A 16,472-nucleotide genomic window follows, 5' to 3' on the forward strand; every position below is an offset into this window, starting at 1 on the left:
AGTTGGTTAGAATACCGGCCTGTCACGCCGGGGGTCGCGGGTTCGAGTCCCGTCCACTCCGCCATTATTAGAGAAGCCCTTAGCTTTTGAAAGCTAAGGGTTTTTTGCTGTCTGCCGTTCAATAAATCCATCCATTCCCGTTTGCCAACTCCCCCCTCGTGACCAAACTGTGACCATTTTGTGACGGTTAGAGCCCGTTTGCAGATACAGCTGTATCCTAGCGACGTGATCGGGGCATCCATCAACTAAAAAAGGGAATTGATGAAGCCTTCTAGTAATGCGTTGAGCATTAACACGATTTCGATAGTACTGTCGCTGTAGTGAAAACCGCGACCTCTACGGCCATGATGTTCATCGCTATATCACGGATGGATGGCCTGTTTATCCAGCCAAAAAGTGAGTAAACCACGATTGATTAAGGCTCGATTGTACTGCCGCCAATTGCTGATGTTGTGTCGCGCCTTACCCATCTGTCTGCTCCTGAGTCCGTCTGTTAGGAGATCGGATCACGGGAGAGTCAGATAGTCCCCTGGTTTAGGAAACAACGCCGCCTTGAATACCACCTTGAGTGTGGTGATCAACTTTTTTGGCGGCCTGTATTTTCTCTGGTTGCTGGTTCGGCAAAAAATATAACGATGTGAGCAGGCACCATGATCGAACTAACGGGGTTAAGTAAACAATTTGGCAGCAAAATGGTGGTGGACAACGCCTCTGCCTGTTTTAAAACCGGGCAAGTGACTGCCATTATCGGGCCCAATGGCGCCGGCAAAAGCACCTTGCTCTCCATGGCCAGTCGGCTGCTAAGCAAAGACAGTGGTCAGGTAATTATCGACAGCAAAGAGCTGGCCGACTGGCAGACCAAGGCGCTGGCCAAACGGTTGGCAGTTTTACGCCAAGCCAACCATTTGAACATGCGCTTTAGTGTGCGCGAACTGGTGGCGTTTGGTCGTTTCCCACACAGCGGCGGCAAGTTGACGGCTGAAGATAAAAGGGTGATCGACAAGGCGATCGACTACCTGGATCTCACCGATATTCAACACCGTTCTCTGGATGAGTTAAGCGGTGGCCAGCGGCAACTGGCCTTTATTTCCATGGTGGTGGCGCAAGATACCGAATATGTGTTTCTGGATGAACCGCTTAATAACCTGGACATCAGGCACTCGCAGCAGATCATGCGCAACATCCGCATACTGGCTCACGAGCTGAACAAGGCGGTGGTGATCGTGATACACGATATCAACTTTGCCTCTTGTTACGCCGATCATATTATTGCCTTGAAAAACGGCCAGGTGATCACTCAGGGCGCGGTGAGCGAGGTGATCCAGTCGGCCGTGCTGTCCGATATCTATGAAACCTGGTTCGATATCGCCGAGATCCGCGGCCAGCGCATTTGCCTGTATTACGGTTAGGCCGCAGACTGATGATGCCTAGTAAGCGAGTGCTTTCTCCACATCAGGTTTGGCGCAGTGCTTGTGTCCACGTTCCAACAATAAGACGCCAAACAGCGTCAGGCCGCCGCCAATAACATGATAAGCAGCCAGAGAGTCATTCAATTCGGTGACGGAAAGATCACCACTGCCACCACCACTTGGGCATAGGGTAACTCGAGGGGTAAACGCCGGATCCGGCGTAAGTTACACCTCTCTTTTCCCGATGCAAACAGTTGGTAAGTTCCACATTGAGCCTACGTAACTACCACAGCCAGGTCGGTGAAATCCGGGCCGGGGTAAAAGCCATGAACAAAGTCATAGGGCCTGGTATGCCTGTTCGTCAGCCGGTCAGTCAAGGGCCGAAAGCCCGGTAGAAACAGGCTGTCCCGGTTCTTATTTGATCACAACGGCCTATTGAGACCGAAAGAATCGACCGAAATTACTAATGTCATAGTGGTGAAATATCGCGCTTGCGATGCAAGCTGTGATAACTAGGCTAACCTTAATGCGCCATGCAGAAGTTGTTCTGTTTTGTTTGCTCTCTGTCCGAGAGAGATTCTCTCTGATCGAGTTGAATAATAGAGGAGACAATGATGTTAGCCAGAAGGTGTAGTTATCCCCTGCAAAGTGACACTTCTCTCTATGTTTATATAACGATTAATCCGTGTTGCACCATAGAAATAGAGGTGCCGGAGAGGCGGCAGTATATTCGTAGTGCGTTAGAGCTTATGAATTTCAAGCCCACGGAACAGGGAATATTACTCGTGTGTAATGAAAAAGACAGAGACTCCCCCGGAAGTGTTCAGTTGGATCTTTCGCACGGTGACGCACTTGCGCTGTGTGAGTTGATTGATGAAGTGCATGAAGAACATGAAGAGTTAATGTCGATTCTATGCTATTGAAAGACTGCGCCGGCGATAAACAAATAAGAAGAGTGTGCTTGTGTTGTTCTATATGACAAATGATCGTTTCTGGGCCTGGCCTCGTCAGGCCCATCGTTTATTCTCCGCATTCACTCATTTCCGTATCTGTCGCGACGTTTAAACAGGCCACCCTATGCCGAGTTGCCTTCCAACAAGGGGTTGCTATGGACGCAGTCGTCACCGGGTGCGGAATACGCAGCCAGACGGTGGCTTGATGGGCGAGGGCAGCTCGCCCATCAGCAACTGCACCTGTATTTCGTGAATGCTACCAGCAAAGACGGCGGCTTAACGCTAACAAAAAATCAACAAACGGGATCACATAACCGGGAGGAGGGGGAGAGGGAAAATCAGGACAGGAGGCTCCCACCGAAGTGGGAGCCGTGTTGCTTCAGGCCACACAATCCACGAAATAGCGGGTGGTGCCCTGATCGTCTTCGGCGACCAGACCGTGAATATAGGTTTCAAAGCCGGGGAAGCGGCTGTTGAATTCGCGGGCGAATTTCAGGTAGCTGATGATGGTTTCGTTGAATACCTCACCGGGGATCAGCAGTGGAATACCCGGCGGGTAGGGCGCCACCATCACCGCCGTGGTGCGGCCGGCCAGTTCGTCCAGCGGCACCCGCTCCATTTGCTTGTGCGCCATCTTGGCGAAGGCATCGGCGGGCTTCATCGCCGGGACCAGATCCGACAGATACATCTCCGTGGTCAGCCTGGCAACGTCGTTTTCCTTGTAGATCTGGTGGATTTGATCGCAGAGATCACGCAGGCCCACCCGCTCGTAGCTGGGGTGGCCCTGAATGAACTTGGGCAACACCTTCCACAAGGGCACGTTGTTGTCGTAATCGTCCTTGAACTGCTGCAATTCGGTGACCATGCTGTTCCAGCGGCCTTTGGTGATGCCGATGGTGAACATGATAAAGAACGAATAGAGACCGGTCTTTTCGATCACGATACCGTGTTCGGCCAGATACTTGGTGACCACCACCGCCGGCATGCCGCTGTCGGAGAACTCGCCCTGCATGTTCAGTCCCGGCGTCAGTATGGTCGCCTTGATGGGATCGAGCAGGTTGAAGCCCGACTCTACCTCGCCGAAGCCGTGCCAGCTTTCGTCGGGGTGCAGCATCCAGGCATCGCGATCATCCAGGCCGTCATCGGTCAGATCATCCGGTCCCCAGACCTGGAACCACCAGTCGCTGCCGTATTCATCACCCACCTTGCGCATGGCGCGCCTGAATTCCAGAGCCTCTGCCAGTGACTCTTCCACCAGGGCGGTGCCACCAGGCTCTTCCATCATGGCCGCCGCCACGTCGCAGGAGGCGATAATGGCATACTGCGGGCTGGTGGAGGTGTGCATCAGATAGGCTTCGTTGAAGACGTCGCGGTCGAGACGATTGGCCTCGCCATCCTGTATCAGTATCTGTGACGCCTGTGACAGGCCGGCCAGCATTTTGTGGGTTGATTGGGTGGCAAAGACCATGGAGTCCTGACAGCGGTGGCGGCCTTCTCCGATGGCATGATAGTCACCGTAGAAGTCGTGGAAGGCGGCGTGGGGCAGCCAGGCTTCGTCGAAGTGCAGGGTTTCTATTTCACCGTCGAGCAGATGCTTGATCTCTTCCACGTTATAGAGAATACCGTCGTAGGTGGACTGGGTAATGGTCAGCACTCGCGGCTTGAGGCTCGGGTTCTTGGCCAGCAGTTCGCGGCAGAAGGGATTGGCTTCCATTTTTTCGCGGATGCGGGCCGGCTCGAATTCGCTGCGCGGTATGGGGCCGATAATGCCGTAATGATTACGGGTCGGCATCAGGAACACCGGTACGGCGCCGGTCATCATGATGGCGTGCAGTATCGACTTGTGACAGTTACGGTCGACCACCACTATATCGCCGGGCGCCACTGTTGAGTGCCACACTATCTTGTTGGAGGTGGAGGTGCCGTTGGTCACGAAAAACAGGTGATCGGCGTTGAAGATGCGAGCGGCATTACGCTCGCTGGCCGCCACCGGGCCTGTGTGATCGAGCAACTGGCCCAGTTCGTCCACCGAGTTACACACATCGGCCCGCAGCATATTCTCGCCGAAAAACTGGTGGAACATCTGACCGACCGGGGATTTCAGGAAGGCGACGCCGCCCGAGTGGCCGGGACAATGCCAGGAGTAGGAACCGTCCTGGGCATAATGGGTCAGGGCGCGGAAGAAGGGGGGCGCCAGGGTGTCCAGGTAGCCCTTGGCCTCGCGGATGATATGCCGGGCCACGAAATCGGGAGTATCTTCGTGCATGTGAATGAACCCATGCAGTTCGCGCAGTATGGCATTGGGAATATGACGGGCGGTGCGAGTCTCGCCGTAGAGATAAATGGGGATATCCGGGTTGCGATGGCGTATCTGTTCCACGAAGCGGCGCAACTGTTCCAGCACCGAGTGGGCTTCTTCATGGCTGCCGGCCAGCTCTTCGTCATCGATGGACAGCACGAAGCCGGCGGCCCGGCTCTGCTGCTGGGCGAACGAGGTCAGATCACCGTAACTGGTGTAACCCACCACATCCATACCGGCCTTCTCGATGGCGGCGGCCAGTTCACGAATGCCCGAGCCGCTGGTGTTCTCGGAGCGAAAATCTTCATCAATAATGATGATGGGGAAATAAAAGCGCATCGGGTTTCCTTGAGTTTCCGGTAAAGATGCTCGATAACCGAGCCCGTCCTGAGCCTATTCTACTGCTTAGTGTCGGGGCTGACAAAAAATGGTTATGCACAACTGATGATTAAAAATGAAGAAAAGTGGAGGCGTGCCCTCACTGGAAATCCCGGTTAACTGCAGGCACTATTTGCAGTCACCCTTCGCTGATGATGACGAGCTTCGATGAACTTTATGGCTAAAGCCGCAGGCTGGTTACTGGCTGCGGTGGTGCTGACCGGCTGTGCCGCCTCGCCGCCCCGCAACCCGGAAAATATCTGCGCCATTTTCGAGCAGCATGGCAGCTGGCACAAGGCCGCCCAAAAAACACGGGAAAAATGGGGCGCGCCTGTACATGTGACCATGGCGATGATGTATCAGGAAAGCAGCTTCAAACACGATGCCCGGCCGCCGATGCGTTATTTTCTGTTTATCCCTTACGGTCGGGCCTCCAATGCCTATGGCTATGCCCAGGCCAAGAAAGCCACCTGGGGCGATTATCAGCGTGAAAGCGGCAACGGCTGGTCGAGCCGGGACGACTTCGACGATGCCATCGACTTCATGGGCTGGTACATGAGCAAGACCAGCAGGATCAACGGTGTGTCGAAGTGGGATGCCTATGGTCAGTACCTGAACTATCACGAGGGCTGGGGTGGCTACCGCCGCGGCAGCCACCATCGCAAAGGCTGGCTGCTGAAAACATCACGCAAGGTAGAAGCCCGCGCCAAACGCTACGCGGGCCAGTACTGGCAGTGCAAGGACCGGTTAAACCGCGGCTGGTTTGGCTGAAGCCGCCTGAGCCAGATAGCGGGTCATTTCCGGCTCCGGCACCATGCCGCCGCCGGTAGCCCACACCAGGTGATGAGCCCGGGCCAGTCGATCCGGAGTCAGCCCGAGTCGTTTGCGGTAGCCTTCGGTTTCTTGCAATACCCGCACAGGACCGACCATACCGGCCAGGGCGGAGGGCTCCAGACGAATATTTTCCTGCTCGTGCAGTAATCCCAGCAGGCTCAGCATCTCTTCATCGCTCAGGGTGTAGAAACCGTCGAGCATGGGCGCCATGGTGCGACCCACGAAGCCGGAGGCGCGGCCCACGGCCAGGCCGTCGGCGGCGGTGATATTGTCGATGCCGAGATCCTGTACCGAAATATGGTCGTGCAGACCGGTATAGACCCCCAGCAGCATGCAGGGCGAGTGGGTCGGCTCGGCAAAGATACAGTGTACCGCGTCGCCAAAGGCCAGCTTGAGGCCAAAGGCCACGCCGCCGGGGCCACCACCCACGCCGCAGGGCAGATAGACAAACAGCGGATGCTCCTTGTCTACCTTGATATGTTGTTGCGCCAGTTGGGCCTTGAGCCGTTCTCCGGCAACCGCATATCCCAGAAACAGCTGCACCGAGTTTTCATCGTCCACGAAGTGGCAGTTGGGATCCTGTTCGGCTTCCGCCCGGCCCTGAGCCACCGCCACCGAGTAGTCACTCTCGTATTCCACCACTGTCACCCCGTGGCTGCGCAGCATGTTCTTCTTCCACTGACGAGCATCGGCCGACATGTGCACACTGGCCTTGAAGCCCAGTTTGGCGCTGATGATGCCGATAGACAGCCCCAGGTTGCCGGTGGAGCCGACGGCGATGCTGTACCGACCGAAAAACTCGCGAAATTCCTCGCTGTGCAGACGGGCATAATCGTCGTCCAAATGCAGCAGACCGGCTTTCAGCGCCAGCTTTTCCGCGTGTTGCAGCACCTCGTAGATGCCTCCGCGGGCCTTGATGGAGCCGGAAATGGGCAGCTGGCTGTCCAGTTTCAGCAGCAGACTGCCATCGATGGACTGGTCATAGCGTTTCGTCAGCGCCTGTTGCATGGCCGGGATGGCCTGCACCGGCGATTCCAGCAAGCCACCGCCGGAGGCTGTTTCGGGAAAGGCGGCGCAGAAATAGCGGGAAAATCGGGTCAGTCGCTGGCTGGCATCGGCGACATCACTGGCGGTCAAACCCACGGCGGGCAAGGCCTGTTCGACAGGTTGCCGTTCAGGATTGAACCAGCTGAGCGGTTGCAGTGCCATCAGCGCGTCGACAAGAGGATGAGTCTGGCAGAGATGAGCGATAGCCTCTCTGGAGTAGCTGGGGTGTGAGTGCATGGTATCGAGTCCTGAAAATGGGCTCGGGACAGTATACCAGCCGGAAAGGAGATGGCTGTAGTGATGCCATTCCTCCCCGGCGATAAAGATCACTGTTTGGCGAAGTAATCCTTGGTCAGGCGGAACACGACAGGACTCAGCAGGGCCAGTGCAATCAGGTTGGGAATGGCCATCATGGCGTTCATGGTATCGGCCATCAACCAGATAAACTCCAGCGACTGGGTGGCGCCGATAGGCAGGGCGAGCACCCAGGCGATGCGGAAGGGCACTATCGCCTTGACGCCAAACAGAAACTGCACGCACTTCTCGCCATAGAAACTCCAGCCGAGGATGGTGGTGAAGGCGAAGATGGCCAGTGCCACAGCCACTATGTATTCTCCGCCGGGAATGGCCAGCGAGAAGGCCAGGGTAGTAAGCGAAGCCCCGGCTTCACCGCTGGTCCAGCTGCCGGTGACTATGATGGCCAGACCGGTAATGGAACAGACTACTATGGTATCGATAAAGGTGCCCAGCATGGCGATCAAGCCCTGGCGCACCGGGCTGTCGGTTTTGGCGGCAGCATGGGCAATGGGCGCACTGCCGAGGCCTGCCTCGTTGGAAAAGACCCCGCGCGCCACCCCGAAACGAATGGCGGCCCACACGGCGGCGCCGGCAAAGCCACCCTGGGCGGCCACGGGGCTGAAGGCATGTTCGATAATCAGACCGAAGGCGGCGGGAATGGCGCTCAGGTTCATGGCCAGTACCACCATGCCGGCACTGAAGTAGGCTACCGTCATCAGTGGTACCAGCTTGCCGGCCACCTCGGAGATCCAGCGGATACCACCAATCAGTACCATGCCCACCAGCACCATCAGTACTATGCCGGTGGTGACATGGGATATACCAAAGGAGGAGTCGAGGGCATCGGCCACCGAGTTGGCCTGCACCGTATTACCGATACCGAAACCGGCGATGCCGCCGAAGACGGCGAAGGCGATTCCCAGCCAGGCCCACTTGGCGCCGAGGCCGTTCTTGATGTAGTACATGGGGCCGCCGACGTGGTTGCCGAGCTTGTCGGTTTCCCGATACTTGACCGCGCAGACCGCCTCGGCATATTTGGTGGCCATACCGACCAGGGCAGTCATCCACATCCAGAACAGGGCGCCGGGTCCGCCGAAGAAGATAGCGGTGGCTACCCCGGCGATGTTACCCGTCCCTATGGTGGCGGAAAGCGCCGTCATCAGGGCATTGAACGGCGAGATTTCACCACTGCCGGCTTCGGCTTTGGAAAACAGCAGCCTGAAGCCCGTACCCAGTTTGCGGATGGGCATCAGGCCGAGCCCGAGCTGAAGGTAGAGGCCGAGCCCCAGGATACCCACCAGCATGGGGACGCCCCAGACCACGCCATTGATTGAAGTCAGTAATTCGGTAAGCAATTCCATCTGCGCGGCTCCTCGCGTGAATAATATTGAATCAACAGGACTTTACTGTACTAGCCTAGCGCTGTTTTCGGTAAATGAATAATGATTTTATGTGTCGGATGGAACCGAAAAAAAATGACGCAGTAGCAGGCGACATTGCTGGATGACGGCTTTTTGCCCGGGCAGGCCCTGTTGTCGTGCCACCTCGGCAGGAACAGCACCGGGTGCCAGTAGCGCATGGAGCAGTTGTTGCTGGCACCGAGACAGGGGCGTGAGCGGCGCGTTCGCCTGTATAAAACGGGCCAGGGCCGCTTGATCGCACAACAGATCCCGGTGGTAGAAGGCGAAGTCATGGGCGATGGTGTTATCACGGGTGGCGGCCGAAGCGGGGGGGAGCAGTTTCAGGTGCCGCCGCCAGGCATCGGGCAGATCTCGCAGCAGCCCCCGACGGTAAAAGGTCAGGTTGGCGCTGAACTGGCCCTGCCACAACGGCAACATTTGTTGCGCTTGAGGGGAACGTGGCCACAGCATCATGGCCGCATGCAGGCCGCTGGCTCCATCGATACCGAGACCGATACGCACGGCGCCGAAGCCGTTGTTTTGCCAGAAGTCCAGCAACTCGGTGCTGGCCCCGAAGCTGGCACCGAGAAAATCGTACTCTTGCTGCTGTGATTCCAGCTGCAGCCAGTTTAGTAGCCGTGACCCGATGCCCTGCTGCTGGCAATGGGGATGGACCACGATACGCATCACCCGTTGGTAGCTGAACCGGCAAGCTTCCTCAATGCCGCCATGAAAGGCCAGCGACTGGGGTAACAGATGGCCGCGAGGGCGGCGCTGGCCGCGCCAGATGGCCTGACCGAGCGCAGGAGGCAGTGCGCCCTCCCGGGTCAGCAGGGCGGCGGCCACCGGAATAGCGGCACGAAAGGCGACCACCAGGCTCAAGTCGGGGGCGTCCAGCAGCTGGCGCAGATCGCTGGGGCGGGTCTGATAGTGGGCCAGGATCAGCAGGCCGAACAGCTGCTGCAACAGCCGTTCATCGTCCAGCAACTGTTGGCGGTTGACCCTGCGCAGGGTCAGTTCGCCTTCCCGAGGCGGCGTGGCCGGGTCCGCATCGAGGGCGAGCAACCGGAATACCAGTGGCTCCAGCGGATCTCGCAGGCTCCAGCGTGCCGGCGTATCCATATGAACCTTCTTCCAGTCAGGCACCAATGCCGTCAGCGCCGGCTGAAACTTCAGCTGAAAGCCCAGTCCGGTCCCTTCGTAGCCGTGCTCAGTGCTGGCGAAGAGACAGCAATAGCGTCGGGCCAGGGTCAGTAGCATGGGCACAGGAATGGCGGCAGCTTCGTCGATCAGCAGTATGTCTGCATCTGGCTGTTGGGCCAGCAGGGCGTCCGGGGCAATAAAGTCCAGTGGCCCATCACATTGCGCCAGCGCCTGGGCGGCGGCCCCCGGGCTGGGAGCGGTCAGCAATACCCGGTAGTCGGCGGCGAGCAGTCGTTCGGCAGCCAGTCCCAGCAGACAGGACTTGCCCCGGCCCCGGTCGGCGGTCAGTACCAGCGGCTGTCGGCGGCGGGCGGCTTGCAGCATCATTGCCAGCGCATGGCGTTGCTGCGAGTTCAGGCAGCCTCGGCGGTCGCGCACTGGCTGCCAGAGAGTGCGAGACAACGCGGGCAGGGCGGGAAAGGGGCTTGATTGATGCCAGAGCAGCACCTCTGCGTCCTGTCGTAACAGGGAGGTAAAACGATGCAGAAAATGGCTGTTGATCCCTGCGGCCTGTTCCGGCAGGGCCACATAGCGCACCAGATCCGGATCTGCATAAGCCGGCCATTCACACAGGGGCGGGCACAGCAGCAACACAATGCCACCGGCCATGACGGCACCGGCGGCGGCGCCGAAGGCATCCGGATGCAGGCCGCTATAGGCGTTGAACACCAGGCTGTCGTATTCTTGGCCGAGAGCCACCTGAAACTTGCTCTGGGGGCAAGACGCTCGAGCGGCGGCTGCCTCGCCCAGCCAGAGGCAATTACCGTTGCCGTTGTCATCGACGAGTTCGCCGGCCCGGGCTATGGCCCACTCCTGGCTGCCACTCAGCACCAGCAGGCGGCGTTCGCCGTTGTGGCGCAGCTGCCGGCGCCAGTGTGACCATTCAGTCAAAAATGCGTTCGCCATTTTCGTCGATCACCCGCCTGGCCTTGGCGATCATCAGTTCGGCGGCCTGCTCGGCCGACGGCAGCAGATCTGAACGGATCAGCCGATACTCCTGCAGCTTCCCGTCTTTTAGCCGGGTGATGCGACCGTGCAGCCGGTACTGGCCGCCCTCGGCCATGGGCTCGGGGTAGATGTCGAAGCCCTGGTAGGATGCGGGCTCAACACGGGGAGCGGCAGCAGAGGCACCTTGTTGGCACCATTTTTTTAGCCAGTTGAACATGGCGATGAGTTTTCCTGTAACGGTGAATAAGGTCGCCATCAAAAAAGGCGCCGCTGCGGCGCCTTGCAACAGCAGACCGGGTTACTTCCTGACGCGCATTATCACGTCTTCGGCCAGGGTCACGGCACCGCCTTGCTTGATGACTTCCTTGACCTCATCCATGTTGGATATAACCACGGGAGTCAGGGTGGACCTGGCCTTGGCTTCCAGCAGCGCGAGATCGAACTCGATGATGGTGTCGCCTTTTTTCACCTGCTGGCCTTCCCGGGCGATGCGGGTAAAACCTTCACCCTTGAGCTCCACGGTGTCGATGCCGAAGTGGACGAAGAGTTCCAGGCCTGAATCGGATTCGATAGAGAAGGCATGATTGGTTTCGAATATCTTGCCGATGGTGCCGTTGCAGGGGGCAACCATCTTGTTGCCGCTGGGTTTGATTGCGATGCCGTCACCCACTATTTTTTCGGCGAACACCACATCCGGTACTTCTTCGATGGCGACCAGCTCACCGGAAAGAGGGGCGAAGATATCGATGCCGCTGGTCTCACCGGTATCGTCAGACACCATTCTTTTCAGTTTATCGAACAGACCCATAATATCAGCTCCTGGCATTATTTTATGATGATGATAACAGACGGACTTTCTCAAGAGAAAGGGGGTAAATCGATCCGAAAATATTAAGCTTGGGCAAAGACTTCCATCATTGTAAGGGCTGGAGCGTCAATGTACATGGGGAGCTTGAGAAGGGAGGAATATTCGACGAGAGTCGAGGCTGTACTGCGCCTTTTTGCCCGGTATTCCCGCCTTCTGCGCGGGAATACCGGGAGCTTCCGGAAAACCTGACTGGACTTGTGTCCATACCGGCGTCACTTGCCCTGGCTACAGCACCTGTGGCAAGTGATTTATCCTATCAGGCTTGCAGTTCCTGCTCGGTGAAGATGCCCTGGAACAGGGCGGTGCTGAGATAACGCTCGCCGGAGCTGGGCAGTATCACCACTATGGTCTTGTCGGCAAACTCGGGCAATTCGGCCAGGCGATTGGCGGCCACCACGGCGGCGCCAGAGCTGATGCCGGCCAGAATGCCTTCATCCTTCATCAGGCGGCGGGCCATCTCGATGGCATCTTCGCTGGATACCTGCTCGACCCTGTCGATCAAAGACAGATCCAGGTTGCCGGGAATAAATCCGGCGCCGATGCCCTGAATCTTGTGCGGACCAGGCTTGAGTTCTTCACCGGCCAGGGCCTGAGTGATCACCGGTGATTCGACCGGCTCGACGGCAACAGTGGTAATGGCCTTGCCCTTGGTGTTCTTGATATAGCGGGACACACCGGTGAGGGTGCCGCCGGTGCCGACGCCGGCCACGAACACATCGATCTCGCCGTCGGTATCATCCCACAGTTCGGGACCGGTGGTTTTCTCATGGATTTCCGGGTTGGCCGGGTTGTTGAATTGCTGCAGCAGCACGTATTTTTCCGGTGCCGTTTCTTTCAGCTCCATGGCTTTTTCGATGGCGCCTTTCATGCCTTTGGCACCATCGGTCAGTACCAGAGTGGCCCCGAGGGCTTTCAGCAGCTGACGGCGTTCCATGCTCATGGTGTTGGGCATGGTCAGGGTAATGGCGTAGCCACGAGAGGCGGCCACGAAGGCCAGCGCAATACCGGTGTTACCGCTGGTGGGCTCAATCAGCTCTTTGCCGGGTACCAGTTCACCCCGTTTTTCGGCATCCCATATCATGTTTGCGCCGATACGGCACTTGACGCTGAAACTGGGGTTGCGGCTTTCTATCTTGGCCAGTACTCGTCCCTTGCTGACCCGGTTCAGTTTGACCAGCGGAGTATGACCAATGGTCAGTGAGTTATCTTCAAAAATGTTGCTCATCACGGCTATCCCTAAGGTTCAGTAACACCAGAAGTATCTATATTGTCAGCTTAACCATTCTTTATAGAATGAGAAATGACGAATGGTTATAACCATATGTTATAAAGTGATAGGTTGGTATTCCATTGTTGTCGAACTGACAGGTGGTGCATGAATCAAGGGTCTGTTATCAAGGTAGGTCATGAAGGGGATATTATCCCTTGATGTATGTCCGGGTGTACTGTGAAACTTGGCAGGTATTCAATTCAGGGAATGGGCGAGCAGCAAAATGATGAGCGGTGAAATGACAGGGTTTCGTGTGGTGTTCGGGCTGTGGTTGCTGTTTTGTGCCGCTATGAGCAGCGCGGCTGCCTCCTCCTGGCAGGACGAGCCCGAAGCTCGTCTGCAGTTGCATCAACAGGGGCTGGAACTGGCGCTGGCCGATGTGCACCCCATGCTGACCCTGTGGTGGCAACAGGCGGTGTCGGTTGATAGCGCCTCCGATGAAGCTGACGATCGTTTATTGCTGGGTATGCAGGCATTCTGGCGATATTGGGCTTCGTTATCCTTCGTTGATCGCCAGTATCTGAGTACCACTGACGTTCCTCTTTTGTTCCAGGAGCAGGACAAGAGCGAATTGCTGTTGGCGGCGGAGCAGCGGCGCCGCCATGTTCTGGTACAGAAGCTGGCGCCGGGTTACGCCTCTCATGAACAATTGCAGCAGCAGCTGGCCCGGCTGCTGGCACTGAATGTTGAGCCCTGGCCCGCGCTGCGTACCGCAACCGTCCGTCCTGGAGAACGTGTCGCCGTGGTTCCCCATATTCGTGAGCGACTGCGGCTGCTGGGCGATATGCCGGCGGAGACTGGAGCCTCCCTTTCCGTCGTGTCTGATGACACAGGTGCTCCTTATGACACCGATGACAGCGATACCGTCAGCCCGATCGACAATGCCGCTGTCCTCGACAGCAGCCGTGTGGTCGATGGCGTTGTGGTGTCCGATGACAGAGTGTCGCTTGATGGCATCCGGAGCGCATTCGTCGATGTCAGCCCCATCCATGACCCAGAAGTATATGATGCGGATCTGGAACGGGTTGTTCGTGATTTTCAGCAGCGACATGGTCTGCAGGTAGACGGTGTTATCGGTCCCCAGACCTTCGCCTGGCTGGATGTGGCTCCACTTCGGCGGGCCCAGTTGCTGATGCGCAGCATGCTGAGAACCCTGATTGGCGACAAGTTGCCGTCGTCCTATCTGCTGGTGAATATTCCCGAATACCGTCTACGACTTTATCAGGACCAGGTGGTGGTGCTGGACAGTGACGTGATCGTCGGTAAAGGCCAGCGCAGGACCCCCATTATGTCCAGCAAGATCACCAATGTGGTGCTCAACCCGCCCTGGAATGTACCGCGTTCCATTATCGAAAGGGACATAGTGCCCAGGCTGTACCGGGAGCCCGATTATATCGAGCGGGAAGGCTTCGAGGTGCTCGATGGTGCCGGCCTGGTGCCCAGGGCCGAATGGCAGGCCCGGCTTTATAACGGCGGTGGTTTTCCCTATCGATTACGGCAAAAACCAGGAGCCCGCAATGCCCTCGGTGCCTATAAGTTTCATCTCCCCAACGACGATGCCATCTATCTGCATGACACTCCGGGCCGTAGCCTCTTTTCCCGCGACAGCCGGGCACTCAGCTCCGGTTGCGTACGGGTAGAGGGCGCGGAACAGCTGGCCAACTGGTTGTTGAGTGGACAAATGAGCCCGGAGCGGCTGGCGGCATTGAAAGGCAGCGGTGTCACTCGTTGGTTGCGGGTGGCTCAGCCCTTGCCGGTGTTCATGGTGTACTGGCCGGGCTGGCTGGGCTCCGATGGTTTGCCCCGCTTTCGCAACGATATTTATGATTTCGATCGAGCCTTGTCCAGCCCCTTCACTTCCGGCTAGCCTCAACCCGGTCAGGCCGTCGTTTACGGCGGCCTTATAACCAATGGTTGTTGATTATTTAATCCTTTATAGGATAATTTCCGCCCGTTTGTTATGCATACGGTGACATCGAATAACCGAAAGGCAATGCCTGTAGCGGGCGAAGGCGGCCTTCTGTTCAGCTCTCCCTTGGTAGCGCTTGCCTGATCAACCGGGCTTGGGTCTGGCTGATGTCCCCTTGTTGTATTGAAAAATGAGTTTGAAATAATGTTTGAAAGAGAAAATATGTTGAAGCGTGGCGTGGATCGTCGTCGCTTTTTAATGGGAATGGGTGGTCTGGGGATGGCGTCACTGGTGTCGCTGCCGGCACAGGCCAGTTTGTCCGCTCCGGTACGCAAGTTGAGCCTGCACAATCTACACACCGGTGAACAGGTCACTGCCAGCTTCTGGGAAGAAGGCCATTACCTCAAGGAAGGACTCAGCACCTTTAACCAGGTGATGCGCGACTTTCGCAGTAACGAGGTACATGACATCGACCCCAAGCTGTTCGATCAGCTGTTTTTGCTGCAACATCGGTTGGGCAAAGCCGGAGAGATCCAGATTATCTCCGGCTATCGTTCACCCAAAACCAATGCCATGCTGCGCCAAAACAGCAACGGCGTGGCCAAGAAGAGCTTTCATATGCAGGGAAAAGCCATCGATCTGCGCTTGCCCGAGGTGCCGCTGGCCGACGTCCGCAAGGCCGCCTTGCAGCTGAAGGTAGGCGGAGTCGGCTATTATCCCTCGTCAGATTTTATTCATCTCGACACCGGGCCGGTACGTAGCTGGGGGTAATGATCGACCCACAGAGCGGTGGCGCCGCAAATCGCCACCGGCATGATCAGCAGATTAATAAATGGCAAGCCGGAGCAGAGTGCGACGCTGGCACCAAAGCCCCAGCTGAGCCGTCTTTTCTGCGCCAGTGAGCGGCGCATCACATCAAAATCGATCTTGTGATTATCGAACGTGTAGTCGCAATACTGAATGGCCATCATCCAGGCGCTGAACGCAAACCAGATCAGCGGCGCCAGGGTTTGTCCGAAGGCGGGCACCAGAAACAGCAGCAGGCAGCCGAAGGCGCGGGGTATATAATAGGTCATCTTGCGCACTTCACGGCCCAGCATGCGGGGAGTATCCCGCACCAGAGCGGCCCAGCTGCTGTCGGGCAGTTTCTTTCCCGTCAGCTTCTGCTCTACCCGTTCGGCCAGCAGGCCGTTGAAGGGGGCGGCCAGCAGGTTGGCAAAACTGGTGAACATCAGCGAAAACACCACGGCGATGGTGATAATGGCCAGAGGCCAGAGCAGATAGCTCAGCCACTGCAGATAGCCTGGAATCATCCCCTCAAACCAGGTAAACAGCTGCCCCAGCTGCAAGTAAAGCCAGTAAAAGGCGCCACCGAACAGCAGTAGATTGATCGCCAGCGGAATCAGCACGAAGAGGCGTAAATCCGGCTCCCGGATCAGGGACAACCCCTTGAGCAGATACTGTGGACCGCTGGCCGTATGGTAAGTGGCAGGCATTAAGGCTTCCTTTAGAAAAAAACATATATTAGAGAGCCTTGGGCGGGCTGCCAAGCCCGGGGATGGAAGTCGTCGCGAAGCAGCCTGTCGTAGCACAGGGTAAACGACAGCGGGTATGAATTCTGTCTGTATCCGGCCCCAGGCATCCTGACAGCACCAGT

The 16,472-nt window shown here is 57.3% G+C and carries 12 protein-coding genes and 1 pseudogene; 4 read left to right on the forward strand and 9 right to left on the reverse strand.

Features of this window, described 5'->3' with window-relative positions:
* Window positions 1–182 precede the first annotated feature (182 nt).
* Window positions 183–470: pseudogene (locus ACLEIV_RS12815) on the reverse strand (transposase); the annotation flags it as partial.
* Between the two features lie 180 nt (window positions 471–650).
* Here ACLEIV_RS12815 and ACLEIV_RS12820 point away from each other — a divergent pair.
* The gene (locus ACLEIV_RS12820; RefSeq protein WP_410457033.1) at window positions 651–1,409 is read left to right on the forward strand and encodes an iron ABC transporter ATP-binding protein; all 759 of its coding nucleotides are present in this window, start codon (window positions 651–653) and stop codon (window positions 1,407–1,409) included.
* A 1,332-nt stretch (window positions 1,410–2,741) separates the two neighbouring features.
* Here ACLEIV_RS12820 and ACLEIV_RS12825 read toward each other — a convergent pair.
* On the reverse strand, window positions 2,742–5,000 hold the full coding sequence (locus tag ACLEIV_RS12825; RefSeq protein ID WP_410457034.1) for an Orn/Lys/Arg family decarboxylase: 2,259 nt from the start codon (window positions 4,998–5,000) through the stop codon (window positions 2,742–2,744).
* A 216-nt stretch (window positions 5,001–5,216) separates the two neighbouring features.
* Between ACLEIV_RS12825 and ACLEIV_RS12830 the strand changes: the two genes are divergently transcribed.
* Complete coding sequence (locus ACLEIV_RS12830) at window positions 5,217–5,810, forward strand: transglycosylase SLT domain-containing protein (RefSeq protein ID WP_410457035.1); 594 nt, start codon at window positions 5,217–5,219, stop codon at window positions 5,808–5,810.
* Here ACLEIV_RS12830 and dsdA read toward each other — a convergent pair.
* The 6 genes from dsdA to cysK form a co-directional block, all read right to left on the reverse strand.
* The gene (gene dsdA, locus ACLEIV_RS12835) at window positions 5,787–7,157 is read right to left on the reverse strand and encodes a D-serine ammonia-lyase (RefSeq protein ID WP_410457036.1); all 1,371 of its coding nucleotides are present in this window, start codon (window positions 7,155–7,157) and stop codon (window positions 5,787–5,789) included. The genes ACLEIV_RS12830 and dsdA overlap by 24 nt on opposite strands.
* Window positions 7,158–7,246: 89 nt before the next feature.
* Window positions 7,247–8,578, reverse strand: coding sequence for an alanine/glycine:cation symporter family protein (locus tag ACLEIV_RS12840; protein ID WP_410457037.1), 1,332 nt, complete (start codon window positions 8,576–8,578; stop codon window positions 7,247–7,249).
* Window positions 8,579–8,665: 87 nt separating this feature from the next.
* Entirely contained in the window at window positions 8,666–10,711 is a 2,046-nt protein-coding gene (locus ACLEIV_RS12845; protein ID WP_410457038.1) for a tRNA(Met) cytidine acetyltransferase TmcA, read from the reverse strand.
* Window positions 10,704–10,985 carry an HlyU family transcriptional regulator gene (locus ACLEIV_RS12850; RefSeq protein WP_410457039.1) on the reverse strand — a complete coding sequence of 94 codons (282 nt, stop codon included), beginning with the start codon at window positions 10,983–10,985 and terminating at the stop codon, window positions 10,704–10,706. The genes ACLEIV_RS12845 and ACLEIV_RS12850 overlap by 8 nt, the downstream gene beginning before the upstream one ends.
* 81 nt (window positions 10,986–11,066) lie before the next feature.
* On the reverse strand, window positions 11,067–11,576 hold the full coding sequence (gene crr, locus ACLEIV_RS12855; protein WP_410457040.1) for a PTS glucose transporter subunit IIA: 510 nt from the start codon (window positions 11,574–11,576) through the stop codon (window positions 11,067–11,069).
* A 316-nt stretch (window positions 11,577–11,892) separates the two neighbouring features.
* A complete protein-coding gene (cysK, locus tag ACLEIV_RS12860) occupies window positions 11,893–12,861 on the reverse strand; it encodes a cysteine synthase A (protein WP_410457041.1) in 969 nt (322 codons plus the stop codon).
* Between the two features lie 283 nt (window positions 12,862–13,144).
* Here cysK and ACLEIV_RS12865 point away from each other — a divergent pair, with 283 nt between their 5' ends.
* Both ACLEIV_RS12865 and mepK read left to right on the forward strand, forming a co-directional pair.
* Entirely contained in the window at window positions 13,145–14,773 is a 1,629-nt protein-coding gene (locus ACLEIV_RS12865; protein WP_410457042.1) for a L,D-transpeptidase family protein, read from the forward strand.
* A gap of 264 nt (window positions 14,774–15,037) precedes the next feature.
* Complete coding sequence (gene mepK / locus ACLEIV_RS12870; protein ID WP_410457043.1) at window positions 15,038–15,586, forward strand: peptidoglycan L,D-endopeptidase MepK; 549 nt, start codon at window positions 15,038–15,040, stop codon at window positions 15,584–15,586.
* Here the strand turns inward: mepK and cysZ are convergent.
* Window positions 15,550–16,311 (reverse strand): sulfate transporter CysZ, encoded by a 762-nt coding sequence (gene cysZ, locus ACLEIV_RS12875; protein WP_410457044.1) that lies wholly within the window; start codon window positions 16,309–16,311, stop codon window positions 15,550–15,552. The two genes, mepK and cysZ, sit on opposite strands and share 37 nt — an antisense overlap.
* Window positions 16,312–16,472 lie beyond the last annotated feature (161 nt).

The organism is Oceanisphaera submarina, assembly GCF_046521305.1.
Lineage (GTDB): Bacteria > Pseudomonadota > Gammaproteobacteria > Enterobacterales > Aeromonadaceae > Oceanimonas > Oceanimonas submarina.

Excerpts from the sequence above, each read along its gene's own strand:
- ACLEIV_RS12820 (WP_410457033.1), top strand. The coding sequence starts at position 651 with ATGATCGAACTAACGGGGTTAAGTAAACAATTTGGCAGCAAAATGGTG.
- ACLEIV_RS12825 (WP_410457034.1), bottom strand. The coding sequence starts at position 5,000 with ATGCGCTTTTATTTCCCCATCATCATTATTGATGAAGATTTTCGCTCC.
- ACLEIV_RS12830 (WP_410457035.1), top strand. The coding sequence starts at position 5,217 with ATGGCTAAAGCCGCAGGCTGGTTACTGGCTGCGGTGGTGCTGACCGGC.
- dsdA (WP_410457036.1), bottom strand. The coding sequence starts at position 7,157 with ATGCACTCACACCCCAGCTACTCCAGAGAGGCTATCGCTCATCTCTGC.
- ACLEIV_RS12840 (WP_410457037.1), bottom strand. The coding sequence starts at position 8,578 with ATGGAATTGCTTACCGAATTACTGACTTCAATCAATGGCGTGGTCTGG.
- ACLEIV_RS12850 (WP_410457039.1), bottom strand. The coding sequence starts at position 10,985 with ATGTTCAACTGGCTAAAAAAATGGTGCCAACAAGGTGCCTCTGCTGCC.
- crr (WP_410457040.1), bottom strand. The coding sequence starts at position 11,576 with ATGGGTCTGTTCGATAAACTGAAAAGAATGGTGTCTGACGATACCGGT.
- cysK (WP_410457041.1), bottom strand. The coding sequence starts at position 12,861 with ATGAGCAACATTTTTGAAGATAACTCACTGACCATTGGTCATACTCCG.
- ACLEIV_RS12865 (WP_410457042.1), top strand. The coding sequence starts at position 13,145 with ATGACAGGGTTTCGTGTGGTGTTCGGGCTGTGGTTGCTGTTTTGTGCC.
- mepK (WP_410457043.1), top strand. The coding sequence starts at position 15,038 with ATGTTGAAGCGTGGCGTGGATCGTCGTCGCTTTTTAATGGGAATGGGT.
- cysZ (WP_410457044.1), bottom strand. The coding sequence starts at position 16,311 with ATGCCTGCCACTTACCATACGGCCAGCGGTCCACAGTATCTGCTCAAG.